Origin of the sequence: Streptomyces sp. NPDC005706, from assembly GCF_040631045.1 — a bacterium.
Classification (GTDB): domain Bacteria; phylum Actinomycetota; class Actinomycetes; order Streptomycetales; family Streptomycetaceae; genus Streptomyces.
The window spans coordinates 48429-65015 of the sequence record NZ_JBEXYS010000019.1 but is presented as its reverse complement, the minus strand read 5'-3'; the positions used below and the strand labels follow the sequence as shown (position 1 = coordinate 65015).

Here is a 16587-nt window from a genome sequence, read left to right as displayed (position 1 = left end):
CGCGGTCCCGGACAGGGCGCCTGGTCACGGATCGGCCAGGAGCGGGCCGAGCGGACCCAGGTCGAGGTTGAGGTCGGCCCGGCTCAGACCGTGCTGGGCGCACAGCTCGTCCATCCGCCGGTCCAGCAGCATCAGCGCGGTCCCCAGGCGGTCCTCCTGCTCGGCGCTCAGCGTCCCCTCGTCGAAACGGCGCACGGCCTGGCGTTCCATCAGCTGGCGCAGCAGCTCCACCACGGCCAGGACCAGCGCGGCCAGGTCGTTCGCCACCGCCTCGGGGTCCAGGTCCAGGGCGCGGGCGCGCGACGCGGTCACAGCGGCCCGCTGTCCGGCCAGGGCGCCGGCACCCGGTCGCTGACCGACGCGAGGAGGGCGTGCAGGGAGATCCGGACCAGGGGCACGTCCGCGACCGCGAGGACCAGGTCGCCACTGATCACGACCCCGGTCGCCAGCACGCGGTCCAGCAGGTCGACCAGGGGCACCCCGATCGGCGCGTACGGTTCGGATGTTTCCCAGGGCACGGCCGCGGGGGCCGGTTCGCGGTTCGCCGGTACGGTCATGGGCGGCTCTCGTGGTCCGGGGCGGCCCCGTCCGGGTCCGCCGTGACGCCCCACTCCTGGTCCAGCCGCGCGAAGGAGTACGGGATCCAGGGCCCCGACGCGGTGATCTCGATCCCCGGGTGGGCCCGGTCGGCGGTGAGCCGGGCCAGCGCCCCGGCGAAGCGCGCGCGTCCCGCGTCGTCGACGAGGTAGGCGGCGTTCAGCAGCTGCGGGGTGTTCCGGCCGGTCAGTTGCTCGCTCTGCGGCCGGTGCCGGGTCGCGGCGACGGCGTACCGTCGCAGCTCCCGGTCGACCTCGTGGGCCGCGGCCAGGGCTCGCTCCTGCGCCTCGGACCGGGTGTGCTGTCGCGCGCTGACCCGGCTGAGGTAGGCCCGCCCGCCGGCCGGGGCCTCATCGGCGGCGACGGAATCCGCCGCACAGGAAGCGGACGCCTCGGCGGCGTGCGCCTTGACCGCCCATTCCGTGCGGCCGCGCAGCCGGTCGAGCAGCACGCACAGCTCCGCCTCACGATCGGACACGGCGCGCGCCGCGTTGAGGTCACCGAGGTACAGGGTCGCCATCGGCAGGGGCACCACGGGGCCCGGCCGGGCGGCCGCCGCCACGCCCCGGTGATGGGCGCGGGCGCAGCGCTCCAGTTCCTCCGGCCGGTTCAACCGCTCCCCGAGCGAGGAGGCGTCGAAGGAGGCCGCGGGCACGTCCTGGGCCACGAGCCAGAGGGGCCCGGCGGCCACCAGGCGCAGGGGGCCGCCCTCGTCGTGGCCCCTGGTCGCGGTCAGCACGTCGGAGGGCGGCGGAGTGCGGGTCACGGCGAACGCCCAGGTGAGGGTGTCCCGCGTGCTCTGCCGGCCGGCGGGGACGGCGGCCGGCGCCGGAGGACGGTTCACCGCGGCTCCTCCCCGCAGGCGCTGAGCGCCTCGGTCTCGGCACCTTCCAGGGCGTCAAGTCGCGCACGCAGTCGCTCGTTCTCCTCCACCAGCACGTCGTGGGCGGCCCGCGAGGACAGTGCCGGATCGGTCTCCCACCAGTCGATGCCCGCCCGTCGGGCGGTGTCGACCGAGGCGATGAACAGCCGCAGACGGATGGTGAGCAGCTCGATGTCGAGGAGGTCGATCTTGATGTCGCCGGCGATCACGATGCCCTTGTCGAGGATCCGTTCGAGCAGATCCGCCAGGTTGGTGGTCGCGGGCACGCCGTCCTGCGGCGCCGGATCGGTGTGCCAGGTGGAGACGTCGGTCACGAAAGCTCCAGGGATGTCGGCGGTGCCGGGCGACTTTGGGTCAGGGATGGTCCTGTCGGTGCGGAGCCGCGTCGGCGCGGGTCGGCCGGCGGCCGGCCGGCGCCGCGCCGTCGCTCACCCGTGCCGCCCCGCGGGGAGCCGGCGGGCCCCGGCCCTCGGCCCATCGGACGCGCTGGATCGACGAGGAGGGCGAGCAGCCGCTCCTCCTCCTTCTCGAAGGCCGCCTCGTCGACGACGCCGTCGTCGAGATCCCGGTTGAGCTGGGCCAGCCGTGCCTGCACCGCCCGCGGGTCGTGGGTCTGGCGCCGGGCTTCGTGCAGCAGGTGGTCGGCGATCCACGCCGTGCCGCGCACCGGAGCCAGGGGCAGCAGCAGGAGTCCGCTCACGATGCCCATCGCCTCACCGCCCGGTCGGCGCGGGACGCGTCTCGACGAAGCTGTAGCACGGCAGGGGGCCGGTCACACTCAGCGCCAGCCGGTCCCCGAAGCCGCGCGCCTGTTCGGCCACGGCCTCCCGGAACGTCTCCTCGTCGGCGGAGCGCAGCAGGAAGGAGGCGCTCAGCACCAGTTCGCCGTCGAGCTGTCCCTGGGCCGTCCGCACCGCCAGCGGCGCCAGCCGGGCCAGGACCTCGTGCGCCGCGCGCCGCGCCTCGCGCCGGACACCGCGGGCCAGGGCCTCGCCCAGCCGCACGTTGGCCTCGTAGTCGGGTCTGCGCCGCGTCCGGCGGGCCAGGTCACGCAGCTTTTCGTCCCGGCGCACCAGATCGGCGAAGAAGCCGGAGACGACCGAGCCCTTGACGTTCATCTCCACACAGCCCCGCACCGCGTCGAGTTGTGCCGACAGACGGCCCGGGTCGGCGCGCAGCTGCGCCCGCAGGGCGGCGGGATCGGGGCTGACGACCGCGAACCGCATGGGCAGGACGGGTCCCTGCGCGGTGAGTTCGCCGAGCACCGACTGGTGGGCCGTCAGGTCGCGGCGGCGCGCTCGGATGTGTTCGGGCGGGTCGGAGACCGCGGCGCACAGACCGGACTCGGTGAGCAGCCGTACCCGCGCCCCGCCCACGCCCGGCGTGCGCGGGACCCGCACACCGGCGTGCGCGATGCCGTACACGTAGAGCGTCCTCCGGATGGTGGCGGTGTCCGTCACGTTCAGTCCTCTCTGGCGGGGCGGCGGGAGCGCGGACGGGGCCGCTCGTCGTCCTCGTCGCCGCGGCGGCTGCCCGTACTACCGCGGTCCGCCTCCGGCGGCCGGCGCACCGGCCGCTTGCGCTCCGGCTCGCGGGCGACGCGGGCCCTGCGGGGCTCCTCCTCCGGCTCCTCCGGCTCCTCCGCTTCCTCCGCTTCCTCCGTTTCCTCCGGGGTGAGGAAGTCCCGCACCTTCGAGGTCAGCGAGCGGGCGGTGCGCCTGGCGCCCGCCTTGGCCACGGTCTTGGCGGCCCCTCCGCCGAACAGCTCAGGCACGGTCTTGCTCCGCACGTCGTGCTCCAGGTCGAGGCGGTTGCACGCCTCGGCGAAGCGCAGATAGGTGTCCACGCTGGCGATGACGATCCGGGCGTCCACTTTGAGGATCTCTATCCCGACCAGGGAGACGCGCACGAAGACGTCGATCACCATGCCGCGGTCGAGGATGAGTTCGAGGACGTCGTAGAGGGTTCCGGCGCGGGGCGCGCAGACTATCTCGTCGTCGTAGGTGATCATGCGGTGGTCCTTCCGGAGGCGGGCCCGGCGGGCTGGTCACTGGTCCTGGGCGCCGCGCCGGTAGCGCGCGATCCGGCGGTACTGCAGCAGCTCGCCCGCCGGGTCCAGCTCGACCTCGTAGGTGGCGAGCAGACTGGTCGTGTCGGGGATCCGGGCCAGCTCCAGCACGTCGACGTTGACGATCCAGCCACCTTCCTCGCTGCGGCACACCGCGGAGACGCCCTCCAGACGGTGGCGGATCAGCTCGGTCAGCTCGTCGGCGGCGATCCGCGCGGCCTCCTGGGCGCCGCGGCGTTCGCGCCTGCGCGCAGCGGTCGCGGCCGTGCCGCCACTCCGTCGCCCAGCGGGTTCTGTCATGCTGCCCACTCTGACCGCGAGGGCCCTTGGGCGCTTGCGGGGCTGGGCCATCCGGTAGACAGCACGATGGGCCCGGCACCAGGTGCCGGGCCCATGGTGTCGCCGAAGGCGTCAGCTCACGTTGAGCGCGGTGTCGTCGATGACGAACGACGTCTGCAGGGTGGAGCCCTCGGTGCCGGTGAACTTGATCGTGACCGTCTGACCCGCGTAGCCCGCGAGGCTGAAGCCGCGCCGGGTGTAGCCGTTCGCCGCGTTCAGGTTCGAGTACGTGGCGAGGGTCGAGAGCACCGTGCCACCGCTGTTGACGACCTGCGCCTTCAGGGTGTCGTAGGCCGTGGAGGTGGTGGTCTCGGCGGTGTCGACGTGCAGGTAGAAGCTCAGGTTGGCGCTCGTGCACCCGGCGGGGATGGTCACCGTCTGCGCGAGGGTGTCGGTGTGGGCGGCGCCGTAGCCGTTCAGCCAGGCCTTGTAGGAGCCGGTGCGGGCGGCCTCGCCGGAGTCGTTGCCGATGGCGCCGCTGGTGGTGGTCCAGGTGGTGGCGCCGGACTCGAAGCCGTTGTTGCCGAGCAGTTGGGCGGCGGTGCAGGTGCCGGTGCCGCCACCGCCTCCCGTGGTGCCGGAACCGGCCAGCCAGGCCGTGGCGTTGAGGGCGAGGGCCGCGTTGGTGGCGCCGGTGTCGTTCCAGCCGTCGTACAGGGTGTTCCCGGACTGGCCGGTGCCGTCGTCGATGGGCGAGCTGTCACCCCAGAAGGCGACCCGGCCGCTGCCGAAGGTGCTGGTCAGGAAGAAGGCGCCGGTGTTGCCTGAGTAACCGGTGCGGTAGAGCAGGCCCTTGACGCCCGAGTTGTCGGCGGGCTTGAGCGTGGCCGTCGTGCCGCTGGCGATCAGGCTCTTGCCGACCGTGCCGAACGAGCCGTGCAGGACCGGGTCGGTGCTGTCGCTGATCGCCGACGGGTAGTCCGAACCGATGCTCAGCGAGTCGATGGAGAAGCCGAACGGGTCGGTGGAGTCCACGCTGTTGTTCGTCATCAGGTCGTTGAGGATCTCGACCGCGTCCTGGCCGTCGTTGTTGCGGTCGGCGCCGGTGTGGTCGGAGATCATGAACAGGCCGCCGCCGTTCTTCACGAAGTTCATGATCGCCGTCTTCTCGGCGGTGGTGAACAGCGTGTTGGGCTCGGGCAGCACCAGGGTGTCGAAGTCGGACAGGTCGGTGGCCGACGAGCCGCCGTAGCTCAGGCTGGAGCCGGACGGCAGGGTCTTCAGGCTGTAGCCGCCGGCCTTCTGCAGGGAGACGCCCCAGGAGGACAGGGCGCCGGTCCAGTCGGTCTCCGCGGACGGGGTGGAGTCCTGGCCGAGCGGGTCGGGCTGGCTGGTGGAGATGATCCAGTCCGCGTTGCCCGCCGTCTCGGCGTGGGCGTTGTCGAACAGGATCCGGTGCGTCGTGGCCGCGTGGGCGGGGGCGGTGGCAGGGCCGAACTGCAGGGCCGCGGCCGTGACGAGCAGTCCGATCACGGCCGGCGCGGTGGTGAGCGAGCGGGGGGATCTCCTCGATCCGAACATCCGGGCGAACCTCCGTGGGAGTGGGGAGAGGCGGTGGGGGCGCCTGGTCTGCGCGCGTAGAGCACGCACGAGGGTTCTACACGCGTCGATTGCTTGAAAGGTACATGGCATAACGGCCGGGTGAACAGAAAGTTCCGGCAATGACAGCGTCGGCGTGCATCCGGCGGCAGCGGGCAGACGGCACATCGGCGGGGGCGAGAACCGGAGGGGTCGAGATGGAGATTTCGGGCATCATCAGTGCCATCGTCATCGGCATCGTCATCGGTGTGCTGGGCCGGCTCGTCGTACCCGGGCGCCAGCACATCGGCATCCTGTGGACCCTCGTGGTCGGCATCGTGGCCGCGCTGTTGGGCTCGGCGATCGCCGCCGGCATCGGGGTCGCGGACACCAAGGGGCCCGACTGGATCGAGTGGCTGATCCAGATCGCCCTGGCGGCCGTGGGCGTCGCCGCGCTGGACCGGGCCACGGCCCGCCGCTGAGCGGGGCGGTCAGCCTCCGTACAGGTAGGGCGTCGTGGTGCTGAGCGCGTGGAAGCCGAGGCGTTCCAGGATCGGGCGGCTCATCGGTGAGGCATCGACCTGGAGGTAGCGGCAGCCGCGGGCGGCGGCGACGCGGGCCCGGTGGGCGACCAGGGCGCGGTAGACGCCCCGGCCCCGCCAGGCCTCGACGGTGCCGCCGCCCCACAGGCCCGCGAAGCGGGCGCCGGGCACCAGTTCCATGCGGGCCGAGGCGACCGGCTCGTCCCCGGCGAGCGCCACCACGGCGACGACCGTCCCGGGGTCGGCGGCCAGCCGGGCCAGCAGGCGGTGGCGCAACCGGGTGCCGTCGGTGCCGAAGGCCGACTCGTGCACCTTGACGACGAGTTCGACGCCGGCCGCGTCGGTGGCCGCGACGATCCGGATCCCGTCGGGTGTTCCGGGGTCCAGGGCCAGTCGGCCGGTCTCACCGACCAGCAGTGTCTCCTCGGGCTCGGCCCGGAAGCCGGCCGCGGTGAGACGGGCGCCGAGGTCCGCCGGCCGGTCGTGGGCGTACAGCTTCCACTCGAAGTCCAGGCCGAGCCCGGTGAAGTGGGCGATCTGTTCGCCGATCACCCGGTCCGCCGTCGCCTCGTCCAGGCGGGACCAGAGAACCCCGTTCCAGCCGTGGGCGTCGGCGGTCTGGCGCACCACGGCACCGGCCCGCTCGATACGGGCCCCGGGCCCGTCGGGGCGGGCGCCCGCACGCATGTCCCGGTCGTACAGGGCGAGCACCGTGGCGTGATCCAGATCCATGCCCCCACTCCAGCACCGGCTCCACCTCCCGGGCAACGGGGTTTTCCGGTCGCCGGGAGCCGACGGGGCCCGTAGCGTGCGACGCCGGGGGCCGTCGGGTGAGGAGGTCCAAAGGACATGGTGAAGGACAGCGAGCTGCGCCATCTGCGCCGCTGTGTGGAACTCGCGCGCGAGGCGCTTCAGTGCGGTGACGAGCCGTTCGGGTCGGTGCTCGTCGCGGCGGACGGCACGGTGCTCGCGGAGGACCACAACCGGGTGGCCTCCGGGGACCGCACCCGGCATCCGGAGTTCGAACTGGCCCGCTGGTCGGCCGCCCACCTGTCCCCCGGGGAACGGGCGGCCGCGACCGTCTACACCTCGGGCGAGCACTGCCCCATGTGCGCGGCCGCGCACGCCTGGGTGGGGCTCGGCCGCATCGTGTACGTCGCCTCGTCCGAGCAGCTCGGCTCCTGGCTGACCGAACTGGGCGTGCCCGCGCCCCCGGTGAGGCCACTGCCGGTCCACGAGGTCGCCCCGGGGGTGGCGGTCGAGGGGCCGGTATCCGAACTGTCCGACGAGGTACGCGAACTCCACCGCCGCTTCCACGCCGGGCGAGGCTGAGCGGCGCGGGGCCGGTGTGCCTCGGGCGGTGTCGCGCGGGAAGGTGTGCCGCGCAGGGGTGTCCCGCGGGCCGGGCTCGCCGAGGCCGATCGGCGTCTCGGCCCGGCGCCCCGCCGGTCAGCCCAGTTCGAGTGTGGTGACGCCGAACACTCGTTCCCCGGCGTGGGCGCGGACCGGCCCGGTGTACATGCGGGCGGTCTCGAACGAGGGGCTGAGGCCGGCCTCCTCGACGAGTGCGACCGCGGCCGTGTTCGGCTCGGGCACGTCGACGGCGACCTCGCGGCCGGCGGCGTCGGCGGTGAGCGCGGCGAACAGGGCCCGGGCGTCGTCCGCGGTGTCGGCGAAGAGGGGGCCGACGCGCAGGGTGTCGTGTCCGGGGCGGATCACTCCGTAGCCGGTGAGCCGGTCGCCGTCGTGGCGGACGAAGGCACGGTGGCCGTGGCCGGTGAGCCACTCGGCGAGGAAGCGGGGCCGGTCGGCGGGCGTGCAGAGGGCGTCGTACGCGGTGATGGCGGGCAGGTCGGCGGGGCTCGCGGGGCGGACGCCCGCGGACGATCCGGTGCCGGGCGCGACGCCGGTGAACCGGATGGTGCGGTGGGCGGGTTCGAAGCCGGACCGGCGGTAGTTGTCCTGCTGGGCGACGACTCCGTCGAGGCCGACGGTGCGGTTCCCGGCATGGGCCAGGGCGGTCTTCCAGGTGGTCAGACCGTGGCCGTGGCCGCGCAGGTCCGGGCGGACGAGGTAGCAGCCGAGGAAGGCGTAGCCGGAGCCGTAGGTGACGACGGAGATGGCCGAGACGGGTTCCCCGTCGATCCGGCCGAGGAAGAAGCCGTCGGGGTCCTGGGCGAAGAAGGCGGGCCCGTCGGACAGCCCGGGGTTCCAGCCCTCGGCCGCCGCCCACCCGCTGATCACCGGCCAGTCGGCGAGCGTGGCCCGGGTGACGACGAGGTCCTGCGGGGCCGGTGAGATCATCGGTGCGCTCCACTGTCCGTGAGGTTCGGGCTGCCGTAGGGCGCGGCGCTCGGCCGCGCACCGGGCATCCTTCCCGACCACCCCGGACCCGCGCCATGCCGGGACCGGCCGTGACGCGGTACCCAACCGGCTTTCGGACATTCGCTGTTGGGGCCGGGACAGCGGTGAGCCCCACCGGGCCGGCGTCCGGTGGGGCCTTACCGCCGACGGGTCAGCGCATGCGGCTCGGCCGGAAGCGGCGGTACAGGACCGTTCCGGTGAGCAGCAGAGCCGCGCTGCCGGCGACCGCCGGTGCCGTCATGTCCGCGCCGGTGTGGGCCAGGGTGGCCACGGAGGGCTCCGGAGCGGCCTGCCGGGTGTGCGGGGCCGGGTGGGACTTGACCGGGGTCGTGCGGGCCGGCTCCGGCGTGGTGGTCTCCGGCGTGTGGTGGTTGCTGGAGCGGTTGCCCTCCGTGGGGTTGCCCACGCCCACCACGTTCACCGAGTTGCCGGTGACGTTCACCGGCACGTGCACGGGGAGCTGGATGCTGTTGCCGGAGATCACTCCGGGCGAGTCCTTGCTGCCGCCGTACGCGGACGCACCGCCGTGGGACGAGGAGGAACCGGCCTTGTGCGAGCCGCCCTTCTTGTCCCCGTGCCCGCCGTTCTCGCAGGCGTTGCCCGCGGAGGGGTTGAGCAGTCCCACGACGTTCACGGTGTTGCCGCACACGTTCAGCGGGATGTGCACCGGAACCTGGATGGCGTTGCCGGAGATCACCCCGGGCGAGCCGGTCGCCGCACCTTCGGCGGAGGCCCCGTCGGCCGCGAACGCAGCGGACACAGGCATCGCCACGGCCATCGCGCCAGAGGCGGCAACGACAGCGATCACACCGTTTCGGGTAGCCCGTCTCATGGATTTCCCTGCTTTCTAGACATCGTCGCGGGCACTTGCCCACACCGGATAGAACGCAGACGAACCATCGGGGTTATGGCGTATCAGTCTTTCACCCCATTGAGCGACATGATCTTTCGAGTCGCACGTAAAGTTTCGAATAGTCACCGATCATCACAGAAAGTGCGAATAATAGATCATCGACAGCCGCGCCGCTCGCCCGGAGGCGGCCCTTCCGGACCCCGCTTATGGTGAGCGAGGGCGCCGCCCGGTCCCCGTCGGGTGCGCCCCCCGGGAGGCGAACGATGCTGGCCAAGCTGTCCACCGGGCCCGCCGTGCGGAAGTGCGCGGGCGCCGGCGCGCTGACCCTGACGCTGCTCGGGTCCGGGCTGCCCGCCGCGGCGGGCGACGAGCCGCGGCCCGGCCTGTCCCGCTTCTACGGGCAGAAGGTGGCGTGGGCGGCCTGCGACGGCGCGGACATGCCCGGAGACCTGCAGTGCGGGAAGGTGACCGTCCCGCTCGACTACGCCCACCCCGGCGCCGGCACGCTCGACCTGGCGCTGGCCCGCTACCGGGCCACGGGCGGGTCGCGGGGCTCGGTGCTGCTGAACTTCGGCGGCCCCGGCGGCTCCGGGGTCCATGAACTCGCGTCGGGCGGGAAACAGTTCATGGACCTGACCAACGGCTACGACGTGGTCACCTTCGATCCGCGCGGCGTCGGCCGGTCCTCCCCCGTCAGCTGCGGCGAGGGCGGCGACCAGACCTCGGTGGCGACCGGCCAGAACCTCGACATCAGCCGGCCCCTGCCCCTGCTGAAGCGGTTGCGGCAGGCCGCCGACCAGTGCGCCCGGAACTCCGGCCCGGTGCTGCGGCACATAGGCACCGTGGACGCCGCCCGCGACCTGGACGTCATACGCCAGGCCCTCGGCGACAAGAAACTCAACTACCTGGGCTTCTCCTACGGGACGCGGCTCGGCGCGGTGTACGCGGCGCAGTTCCCGCACCGGGTCGGCCGCATGACCCTGGACGGTGTCGACACCCTGACCGAATCCCTGTCCGAACAGGGGATCGCGGGCGCCGAGGGGCTCCAGACGGCACTGGACGACTTCCTGGACTGGTGCACGACGGACATCGCCTGTCCGTTCGGGCGGGACCGGCGCATGGCCGGGAGCCAGGTGATCCGTCTGGTCCGCTCGCTCGACGAGAACCCGGTGCCCACCGACTTCGGCGGCGCCTTCTCCGGGCAGGACCTGGCGGGCGCCATCGGTTCCGCCCTGTACAGCCAGGAGCTGTGGCCCACCCTGGAACGGGCGCTCGCCTCGCTTGTCGACGACGGTGACACCCGGGGCGTGCTCAGCTTCTCCGCCGGCGCGTTCTGGCCGGGCGGCGGCTTCACCCCGCCCGTCCGTCGGCCGGGACCGGCCCGGGGACCGGCGGTGGACAAGCGGGACGGCGGGCTCGTGAACTCCGGCGACGTCCCGGCCGACAACCTGCCGGCCGCACTGCTGGCGGTCAACTGCGCGGACGACCCCGACCGGCCCACCGACGCGCAGCTCGCCAAGGACCTCAAGAACCTGCGGACCGCCTACGACCAGGCCTCACCGGTCTTCGGCCGGTTCAAGCTCACCCAGCTCCTCATGTGCTACGGCCGCCCCAGGGGCACGGACTTCATCCGGGACCGGGTGAAGAACGTCGACACGGCGAAGATGCTGCTGGTCGGCACGCGCGGCGACCCGGCGACGCCGTACCGCTGGACCGAGGAGACGGCCCGGCGGCTCGGCGCGGCGGCCGTCGTGCTGGACAACAGGGGCGACGGGCACACCGGCTACTCGTCGTCCAAGTGCGTGCACCGCAAGGTCGACGACTTCCTGCTGTACGGCTCCCTGCCGGCCGACGGCAGTTCCTGTCCGGCGGACCGGAAGGGCTGGACCTCCACGTCCGGCACCGCCCGCTGACGACGGACATGGCGCGAACGGGTGACAGGGGCGATCGCGGCGCAACCTCACGGCCGCCCGGACCGTCACATCCCACGAGGCGCGCCCCGGCCCGCCGTACCCGCACCGACCACGACAGGGGGAATGCGCCATGCGTATCCGAGCCGCCGTAGCCGTACCCGCCGTCTGCGCCGCCGTGGCGCTGCTGGGCGCCGCGCCGCAGAGCCAGGCGGCCGCCCGGCAGGCCGGCCCCGCCCGCTGCGCGGAACGGGCACTGGCCGTACGGGCGAAGGCCGCGTCCGCCGATCCTTCCGTGCTGCGCGTGGCCGTGACCAATCGCGGGGTCCGCACCTGCGTGGTCGACCGGGTGCCCACGATCACGTTCGGCGACCTGGACGGGGCCGCGCTGCCGGTGCCCGAGGGCGGCAGGGGCACCTACGCGCTCAAGGCGGGCAGGACGGCGTACGCGGCCGTGCGCACGATCGCCGACCTGGCGGACCCCGAGGCCCGCCGGACGGGCTCGGTCACGGTGGCCGCCTCGGCCTCGCAGTGGGGCCGCTCCTTCACCGCCGCCCGGCTGGGCACCGGGAGCGAGGTGCTGGTGTGGGAGCCGGTGACGACGTGGTGGCAGCCGACGGCGGCGGCCGCGGACCGGGCTCTCGGCGTCGGCTGAGGCCCGCTCCGGGCGCGCGGACGTCCCGGGGGCGGCGCTACGGCCGCGGGGTCGCCGCGGACTTCGGCGGCCGTGCCGGCCCCTCGGTCTCCTGGGCCTCCGCGGACTGCCCGGCCTCCTCGGGCTCGGCGGACTGCACGGCCTCCTCGGGCTCCGGGGTCGCCTCGTGCGGCTCCGTCCGCTCGGTCTCCACAGGCTTCGGGGTCTCCTCGGCCTCCTCGGGCTCCGGGGTCGCCTCGTGCGGCTCCGTCCGCTCGGTCTCCACAGGCTTCGGGGTCTCCTCGGCCTGCTCGGGCTTCGGGGTCAGGAACCAGTCCAGGGCCGCGGTGAGTTCGGCCGGCTTCTCCACGGGCAGCTCGTGGCCCGCGTCGATGATGCGGACGACCGCGTCCGGGTAGGCCTTGGCCAGCCGCAGCATCTGCCGCACGGGAAGCTGGATGTCGTGGTAGCCGTGCACCATCAGGGTGGGCGTGCGGATCTCACCTGCCCGGTCGAGGACGTCGAAGGCGCGCATGGCGCCGTACAGCGACATGACGACCTCGCGCGGGGTCTCCCCGGAGGCGCGGATGTACTCGCGGACCTCCTCGCGCGGATGGCCCGGCGCGAAGGCCCGCTGGATGTTGGCCGCGATGAACATCTTGTACGGCGCCAGCGTGGAGGCCGCCATGAGCAGCCCCCGGCCACGGCTGTAGGTCATCCGGCCGATGGAGTTGACCAGCACCATCCGCTCCACCCGCTCGGGGTGGGACAGGGCGATGGTCTGGGAGATCATCCCGCCCATGGAGTGGCCGACCAGCACGAACCGCTCGACCCCGAGGTGGTCGAGGAGCGCCAGGACGTCCGCCGCCAGCTCCGCCACCGTCCGCACCCCGGCCCCGGTGCTCTCCCCGTGCCCGCGCAGGTCCAGCCGGATCACCCGTCGGCCCGCCGAGAAGTGCGCCACCTGGTGGTCCCAGCGGTGCCGGTTCGCGGTCCAGCCGTGCACGAAGACCAGGGGCACCGCCGCGCCGTCGCGGGGGCCCTCGTCGTCGTACGTCAGTACCGCGCCGGCGACGTCGAGCTGCGGCATGGGGACCTCCTGGGGTGTGGTGCGGGGCGAGTCCGGTTACTGACGGGTACGGTATCCGGCGGTGCCGCCCGCCGTCACCGGCCTCCGGGGGTGATTCTCAGCGGTGCGCGCCGAGGAACTCCAGGACGTGCCCGAAGACGTCCAGCGCGGCGCCGCGGCCCAGGAACGGGTCGAGGTGGCCGTAACCGGGGATCTCGGTGTAGGACACGTCGAGCTGCGGCTGCCGGCGGGACAGCACCTCGTGGCAGAGCTTCTGCGAGTCCAGCCACAGCCCGTTCTCGCTGCCCGAGAGCAGCAGCACCGGGGTGTCGATGCGGCCCGCGGCGTCCAGCGCGTTGGGCGGGAGCGCCCGGTAGCGGTGGTCGGTGTCGTGCCAGCGGACGACGGTGCGGGCCAGCTCGATCCGGCGCAGATGGGGCAGGATCCACAGCGGGGCGGGGCCGAGCAGTTCGGCGAGCCGGTCGTGGGTGGCCGGGTCGAGGTTCTCGTGGACGAAGAGGGAAGCGCCGGTCCCCCAGGCCGAGTTGTGCAGGATCTGGCAGGTCGGGTCCGGGCAGGCCGCCTTGCGCGAGGCGAGCGCGAACAGCGGGGTGTACTTCGACCACAGGCCCACCTTGCGGATGTCGACCGGGATGTGGTCGATCCGGGTCTTGAGCAGTTCCCCCGCCACGGACATCCGCAGCGAGGTCCGCCCGGCCAGCTTGGGCGTGAGGAAGACCCCCTGTGACACCACCCCGGCCAGGCCCGGGACGAGACCGGCCGCCATGCTCATCGACAGGGTGAGCGAGCCGATGCAGTGCGCGACCACGAACAGCGGCCGGTCCCCGATGCGTTCGCGGACGTGTGCGACGGCTTCGGGGATGTCGTACAGGGCCACGTCGTCGTACGTGTACCGGCCCCCGGTCTCGTTGTACGGGAGCCTGCTGCTGCCCCGCCAGTCCAGCAGCCAGGGCTCGTAGCCGTCGTCGAGCAGGACGTCGACGAGGTTGCGGGTCTCGGGCAGCAGGAACATGTCGGCGGAGGCGGTGTGCCCGTGCAGCAGCAGTACGGCGGGGCGGCCCGGGTCGGCGGGGCCGATCCGGGTCAGGCCGAGGCGGACGCCGTCGCCGGCCCGGAACGGGACCTCTTCGACGTGGGCCGGGTCCAGGCGGTGGCGCAGGGGGCGCGGTGCCACGCCGGTGCGGACCTTGCGGAGCGCCGGGCGGGCCGCCTTGGCGGGGGTGGTCCTGAAGATCATCGGTTGTGCTCCGTGAGGGTCGGGGTCCGGCGCAGGTCGAGCAGGTCGGCGGCGGCCCGGGCGAACGGGGCGACCAGGCCGCGGCCCATCTCAAGACCGAACCAGGCGAGCCAGGTGAGCTTGGCGGCCCGCTTCTCCTGGCCGGTCAGGCGCGGGTCGACGCGGATGCCGTCGATCTGGTCGCGGACGTAGGAGTCGGCGGGCACGACGACCTCGCCGAGCAGGCTCGCCGCCTCGCCCTCGCGGCCGATCTCCACGGTGAGCGCGCGGGTCTGCCGCCACAGGTCCCGGCGGGCGCGCGCGTACTTGCGGCCCTCGAGCCACCAGAGACCTCCGTCCGCGTCCCGCAACTTGAGGCGATAGCGCAGGAGTTGGTGCCGCATGCCGTGCTGTTGCGGGATGCCCTCCTCGGGGCGCACCCACAGGTCGCCGCGTTCCACGGCGAGCGGTTCGGGGTGCAGGGCGGGGCAGGTCACCTGTCCGGTGACGTCCACCCGGCGCTCCTTCACCAGTTGGTACATGCTCGCGATGGACAGGGTGAGCGCCATCGAGCAGGGGGCCGAGGCCGCGGCGCCTACCGGCCCGACGGTGCCCTCGGTGGTCTCGGAGAACCAGAGGTAGGGCTGGTCGTCCTTGTGCGGCAGCCGGGCGAGGCCGTCGCCGGCGAGCTTCTCGAAGGCCCTCAGCTGGGCCTGGGCGTCGTAGCGGGCGGCGGGGGCGAGGCCGAGCGCGGCGACCAGGGCGTCGGTGCGCGCGGCCTCGGCGGCCGGGCCCTTCAGGGTGGCCTCGCACAGCTTGAGGGCGGTGGGGCTCCGCAGCACCCGGGAGAGGAAACCGAGTTCGGGTACGGGCTCGGCCTCCAGGCGGGCGAGGGTGCCGGTGCGCCACTCGTCCCAGTCCTGGACGCGTACGTGCATGCCGCCGAAGGCCATGTCCCGTACGACGTCGTCGAGGGTGTTGGGCACGCCGGTGAGGTTGTAGTCGAAGCCCCACGCGTCGGGTTCGCATATCGCGGCGACGGCGACCCGGCTGACCCAGTCCACCGGGGCGGCGTTGAGGTGGCGGAACGCCGGCACGGTGCGGAAGCGGCCGAAGGCGGAGATCAGGCCGCTGCTGAGGTCCTGCGGGTTGTAGGCGCCGGTCCTCGTGTGGCCGCCGATGCCGCCGGGGCGGAGCGCGGTGACGACCAGGCCGTGGTCGCGGGCCCGGCGCAGGGCGACCTCGGCGGCCCACTTGGACTGGTCGTAGCCGGAGACGAGCCGGTCGATGTGGGCGAGCGGGTCGTCCTCGCCCATCGAGGTGATGCCCACCTCGTTGAACACCGCGATCGACGAGATGTGGTGCAGCGGTTTGGGGCGGCCGGTCGCGGCGAGTTCGGCGAGGGTGAGCGCGCCGAGGACGTTGCTGCCGCGCAGCGATCGGTAGCCGCGCAGGAAGTCCACGGCGGCCGCGACGCCGACGACGCTGTCGAGTTCGTGGGCGAGGGTGTGCCACCGCTCGTCGGTGAGGCCGAGGCGCGGGCGGCGGATGTCACCGGGCAGCACGGTGATCCGGCGGCGGACCTCGGACGACCACGGCAGCCGGTAGCCGCGCAGTTGTTCGCCGAGCCGTTCGGTGGCCGCCGCCTCGTCGTCGGCGCGGACCAGGCAGTGGACATGGGCGTCGCTGTGGCGCAGCAGGTCGAGCAGCATGTGGCTGCCGAGGAAGCCGGTCGCGCCGGTGAGCAGGATCCGGCGGGGCGGCACCGGCTCGGGCACATCGGTGAACGGAAGCCGGTCGGCGAGGGCGAGGTCGGCGAGTATCTGCTGGAGGTCCTCAGGGCGGGCGCGGGAGTGGCGGTCGCCGCCGGTGCGGTGCGGGACGCCGGTTACGGCGGGCGGGGTGCGGGGGGACGGGACGGGGAGGGTGCCGGGGGCCGCCGTCGGTGCGGGGAGGGCGGGCGGGGTGTCCGCGAACGCCGGGGCGGAGGCCGGTGCCGGTGACGCGGAGGGCGTTCCCGTGGCGCGGGGTGTCGCGCCGGGCGCCGGGACCGGAGCGGCGCGGACCGCCTCGGCGGCGGCCGGGGGCGGGCCCGGCGGAGCCGTGAGGGGCGTCTCGGCGGCGACGGACTCCGGGCTCGGCGCGGACGCGTGGGTGCCCGGCACGGCGGCGGCGGCTTCGGAGGGCGCCGTCGGCGCGGCGTCCAGGAGCGGCAGCCAGCGGCGGGCCAGGCTGCTCGGGCGGGCGTCGGCGAAGACCTCGTCGAGGTCGACCTCGATGCCCAGTTCGCCCTCCAGTTCGGCGATGAGTTCCACCGCGCCCACGCTGGTGCCGCCCGCGTCGAAGAAGTCGGCGTCGGGGTCGAGCCGGCCGGCGGGCAGATGGCGGCCGGCCGCGGCGGCGACGGTGGCGGTGAGGCCGTCCAGGTCCGGCGCCGGGGCCGGCGCGGGCTCGGGTACGGCGGCCTCCGCCCGCACCTTGGCCAGCAGCTCGGACACGCCGAGTCCGCCGCCGCCCCGCTCGATCGACTCGGCGATCGCCTCGTTCACGTCACGCATGAGAGCCCTTCGCGT

17 protein-coding genes and 2 pseudogenes are annotated in these 16587 nt (G+C 73.7%); 4 read left to right on the top strand and 15 right to left on the bottom strand.

The genetic code is table 11. The annotated features are described in order from the left end of the window. Positions 1 to 24: 24 nt before the first annotated feature. The 9 genes and pseudogenes from ABZ478_RS26290 to ABZ478_RS26250 form a co-directional block, all read right to left on the bottom strand. Complete coding sequence (locus tag ABZ478_RS26290; protein ID WP_359553110.1) at positions 25 to 312, bottom strand: gas vesicle protein K; 288 nt, start codon at positions 310 to 312, stop codon at positions 25 to 27. Further along, positions 309 to 557, bottom strand: coding sequence for a gas vesicle protein (locus ABZ478_RS26285; protein ID WP_359553109.1), 249 nt, complete (start codon positions 555 to 557; stop codon positions 309 to 311). Before ABZ478_RS26285 ends, ABZ478_RS26290 begins: the two co-directional genes overlap by 4 nt. After that, the gene (locus ABZ478_RS26280) at positions 554 to 1441 is read right to left on the bottom strand and encodes a GvpL/GvpF family gas vesicle protein (protein WP_359553108.1); all 888 of its coding nucleotides are present in this window, start codon (positions 1439 to 1441) and stop codon (positions 554 to 556) included. The genes ABZ478_RS26285 and ABZ478_RS26280 overlap by 4 nt, the downstream gene beginning before the upstream one ends. Continuing rightward, positions 1438 to 1746 carry a gas vesicle protein gene (locus ABZ478_RS26275; protein ID WP_359553182.1) on the bottom strand — a complete coding sequence of 103 codons (309 nt, stop codon included), beginning with the start codon at positions 1744 to 1746 and terminating at the stop codon, positions 1438 to 1440. Before ABZ478_RS26275 ends, ABZ478_RS26280 begins: the two co-directional genes overlap by 4 nt. A 218-nt stretch (positions 1747 to 1964) precedes the next feature. Beyond that, positions 1965 to 2189: pseudogene (locus ABZ478_RS26270) on the bottom strand (gas vesicle protein GvpG); the annotation flags it as partial. A 4-nt stretch (positions 2190 to 2193) separates the two neighbouring features. After that, a complete protein-coding gene (locus ABZ478_RS26265) occupies positions 2194 to 2940 on the bottom strand; it encodes a GvpL/GvpF family gas vesicle protein (RefSeq protein ID WP_359553107.1) in 747 nt (248 codons plus the stop codon). Positions 2941 to 2942: 2 nt separating this feature from the next. Next, complete coding sequence (gene gvpJ, locus ABZ478_RS26260; RefSeq protein ID WP_359553106.1) at positions 2943 to 3491, bottom strand: gas vesicle protein GvpJ; 549 nt, start codon at positions 3489 to 3491, stop codon at positions 2943 to 2945. 36 nt (positions 3492 to 3527) lie between these two features. Beyond that, a complete protein-coding gene (locus tag ABZ478_RS26255; protein ID WP_359553105.1) occupies positions 3528 to 3848 on the bottom strand; it encodes a gas vesicle protein in 321 nt (106 codons plus the stop codon). Positions 3849 to 3959: 111 nt separating this feature from the next. After that, positions 3960 to 5408, bottom strand: coding sequence for a hydrolase (locus tag ABZ478_RS26250; RefSeq protein WP_359553104.1), 1449 nt, complete (start codon positions 5406 to 5408; stop codon positions 3960 to 3962). Positions 5409 to 5623: 215 nt separating this feature from the next. On the opposite strand from ABZ478_RS26250, the gene ABZ478_RS26245 reads away from it, so the two are divergent. Continuing rightward, positions 5624 to 5887 (top strand): GlsB/YeaQ/YmgE family stress response membrane protein, encoded by a 264-nt coding sequence (locus tag ABZ478_RS26245; RefSeq protein WP_359553103.1) that lies wholly within the window; start codon positions 5624 to 5626, stop codon positions 5885 to 5887. Positions 5888 to 5896: 9 nt separating this feature from the next. On the opposite strand, the gene ABZ478_RS26240 is transcribed toward ABZ478_RS26245, so the two are convergent. Continuing rightward, a complete protein-coding gene (locus ABZ478_RS26240; RefSeq protein WP_359553181.1) occupies positions 5897 to 6673 on the bottom strand; it encodes a GNAT family N-acetyltransferase in 777 nt (258 codons plus the stop codon). A 123-nt stretch (positions 6674 to 6796) separates the two neighbouring features. On the opposite strand from ABZ478_RS26240, the gene ABZ478_RS26235 reads away from it, so the two are divergent. Continuing rightward, a complete protein-coding gene (locus ABZ478_RS26235; protein ID WP_359553102.1) occupies positions 6797 to 7279 on the top strand; it encodes a nucleoside deaminase in 483 nt (160 codons plus the stop codon). Positions 7280 to 7396: 117 nt separating this feature from the next. On the opposite strand, the gene ABZ478_RS26230 is transcribed toward ABZ478_RS26235, so the two are convergent. Then, positions 7397 to 8251 (bottom strand): GNAT family N-acetyltransferase, encoded by an 855-nt coding sequence (locus tag ABZ478_RS26230; protein WP_359553101.1) that lies wholly within the window; start codon positions 8249 to 8251, stop codon positions 7397 to 7399. Positions 8252 to 8462: 211 nt separating this feature from the next. Next, positions 8463 to 9143, bottom strand: a complete 681-nt coding sequence (locus ABZ478_RS26225; RefSeq protein ID WP_359553100.1) for a chaplin — start codon at positions 9141 to 9143, stop codon at positions 8463 to 8465. Between the two features lie 284 nt (positions 9144 to 9427). On the opposite strand from ABZ478_RS26225, the gene ABZ478_RS26220 reads away from it, so the two are divergent. Both ABZ478_RS26220 and ABZ478_RS26215 read left to right on the top strand, forming a co-directional pair. Continuing rightward, positions 9428 to 11077, top strand: a complete 1650-nt coding sequence (locus ABZ478_RS26220) for an alpha/beta hydrolase (RefSeq protein ID WP_359553099.1) — start codon at positions 9428 to 9430, stop codon at positions 11075 to 11077. A gap of 130 nt (positions 11078 to 11207) precedes the next feature. Further along, positions 11208 to 11729: a DUF4232 domain-containing protein gene (locus ABZ478_RS26215; RefSeq protein WP_359553098.1), complete on the top strand. Its 522-nt coding sequence runs from the start codon at positions 11208 to 11210 to the stop codon at positions 11727 to 11729. A gap of 292 nt (positions 11730 to 12021) precedes the next feature. Here the strand turns inward: ABZ478_RS26215 and ABZ478_RS26210 are convergent. From ABZ478_RS26210 to ABZ478_RS26200, 3 genes and pseudogenes are all read right to left on the bottom strand, one after another. Then, positions 12022 to 12798 (bottom strand): annotated as a pseudogene (locus tag ABZ478_RS26210) (alpha/beta fold hydrolase); the annotation flags it as partial. 97 nt (positions 12799 to 12895) lie between these two features. Continuing rightward, a complete protein-coding gene (locus tag ABZ478_RS26205; RefSeq protein WP_359553097.1) occupies positions 12896 to 14035 on the bottom strand; it encodes an alpha/beta fold hydrolase in 1140 nt (379 codons plus the stop codon). After that, a complete protein-coding gene (locus tag ABZ478_RS26200) occupies positions 14032 to 16572 on the bottom strand; it encodes a thioester reductase domain-containing protein (RefSeq protein WP_359553096.1) in 2541 nt (846 codons plus the stop codon). Before ABZ478_RS26200 ends, ABZ478_RS26205 begins: the two co-directional genes overlap by 4 nt. Positions 16573 to 16587: the final 15 nt, after the last annotated feature.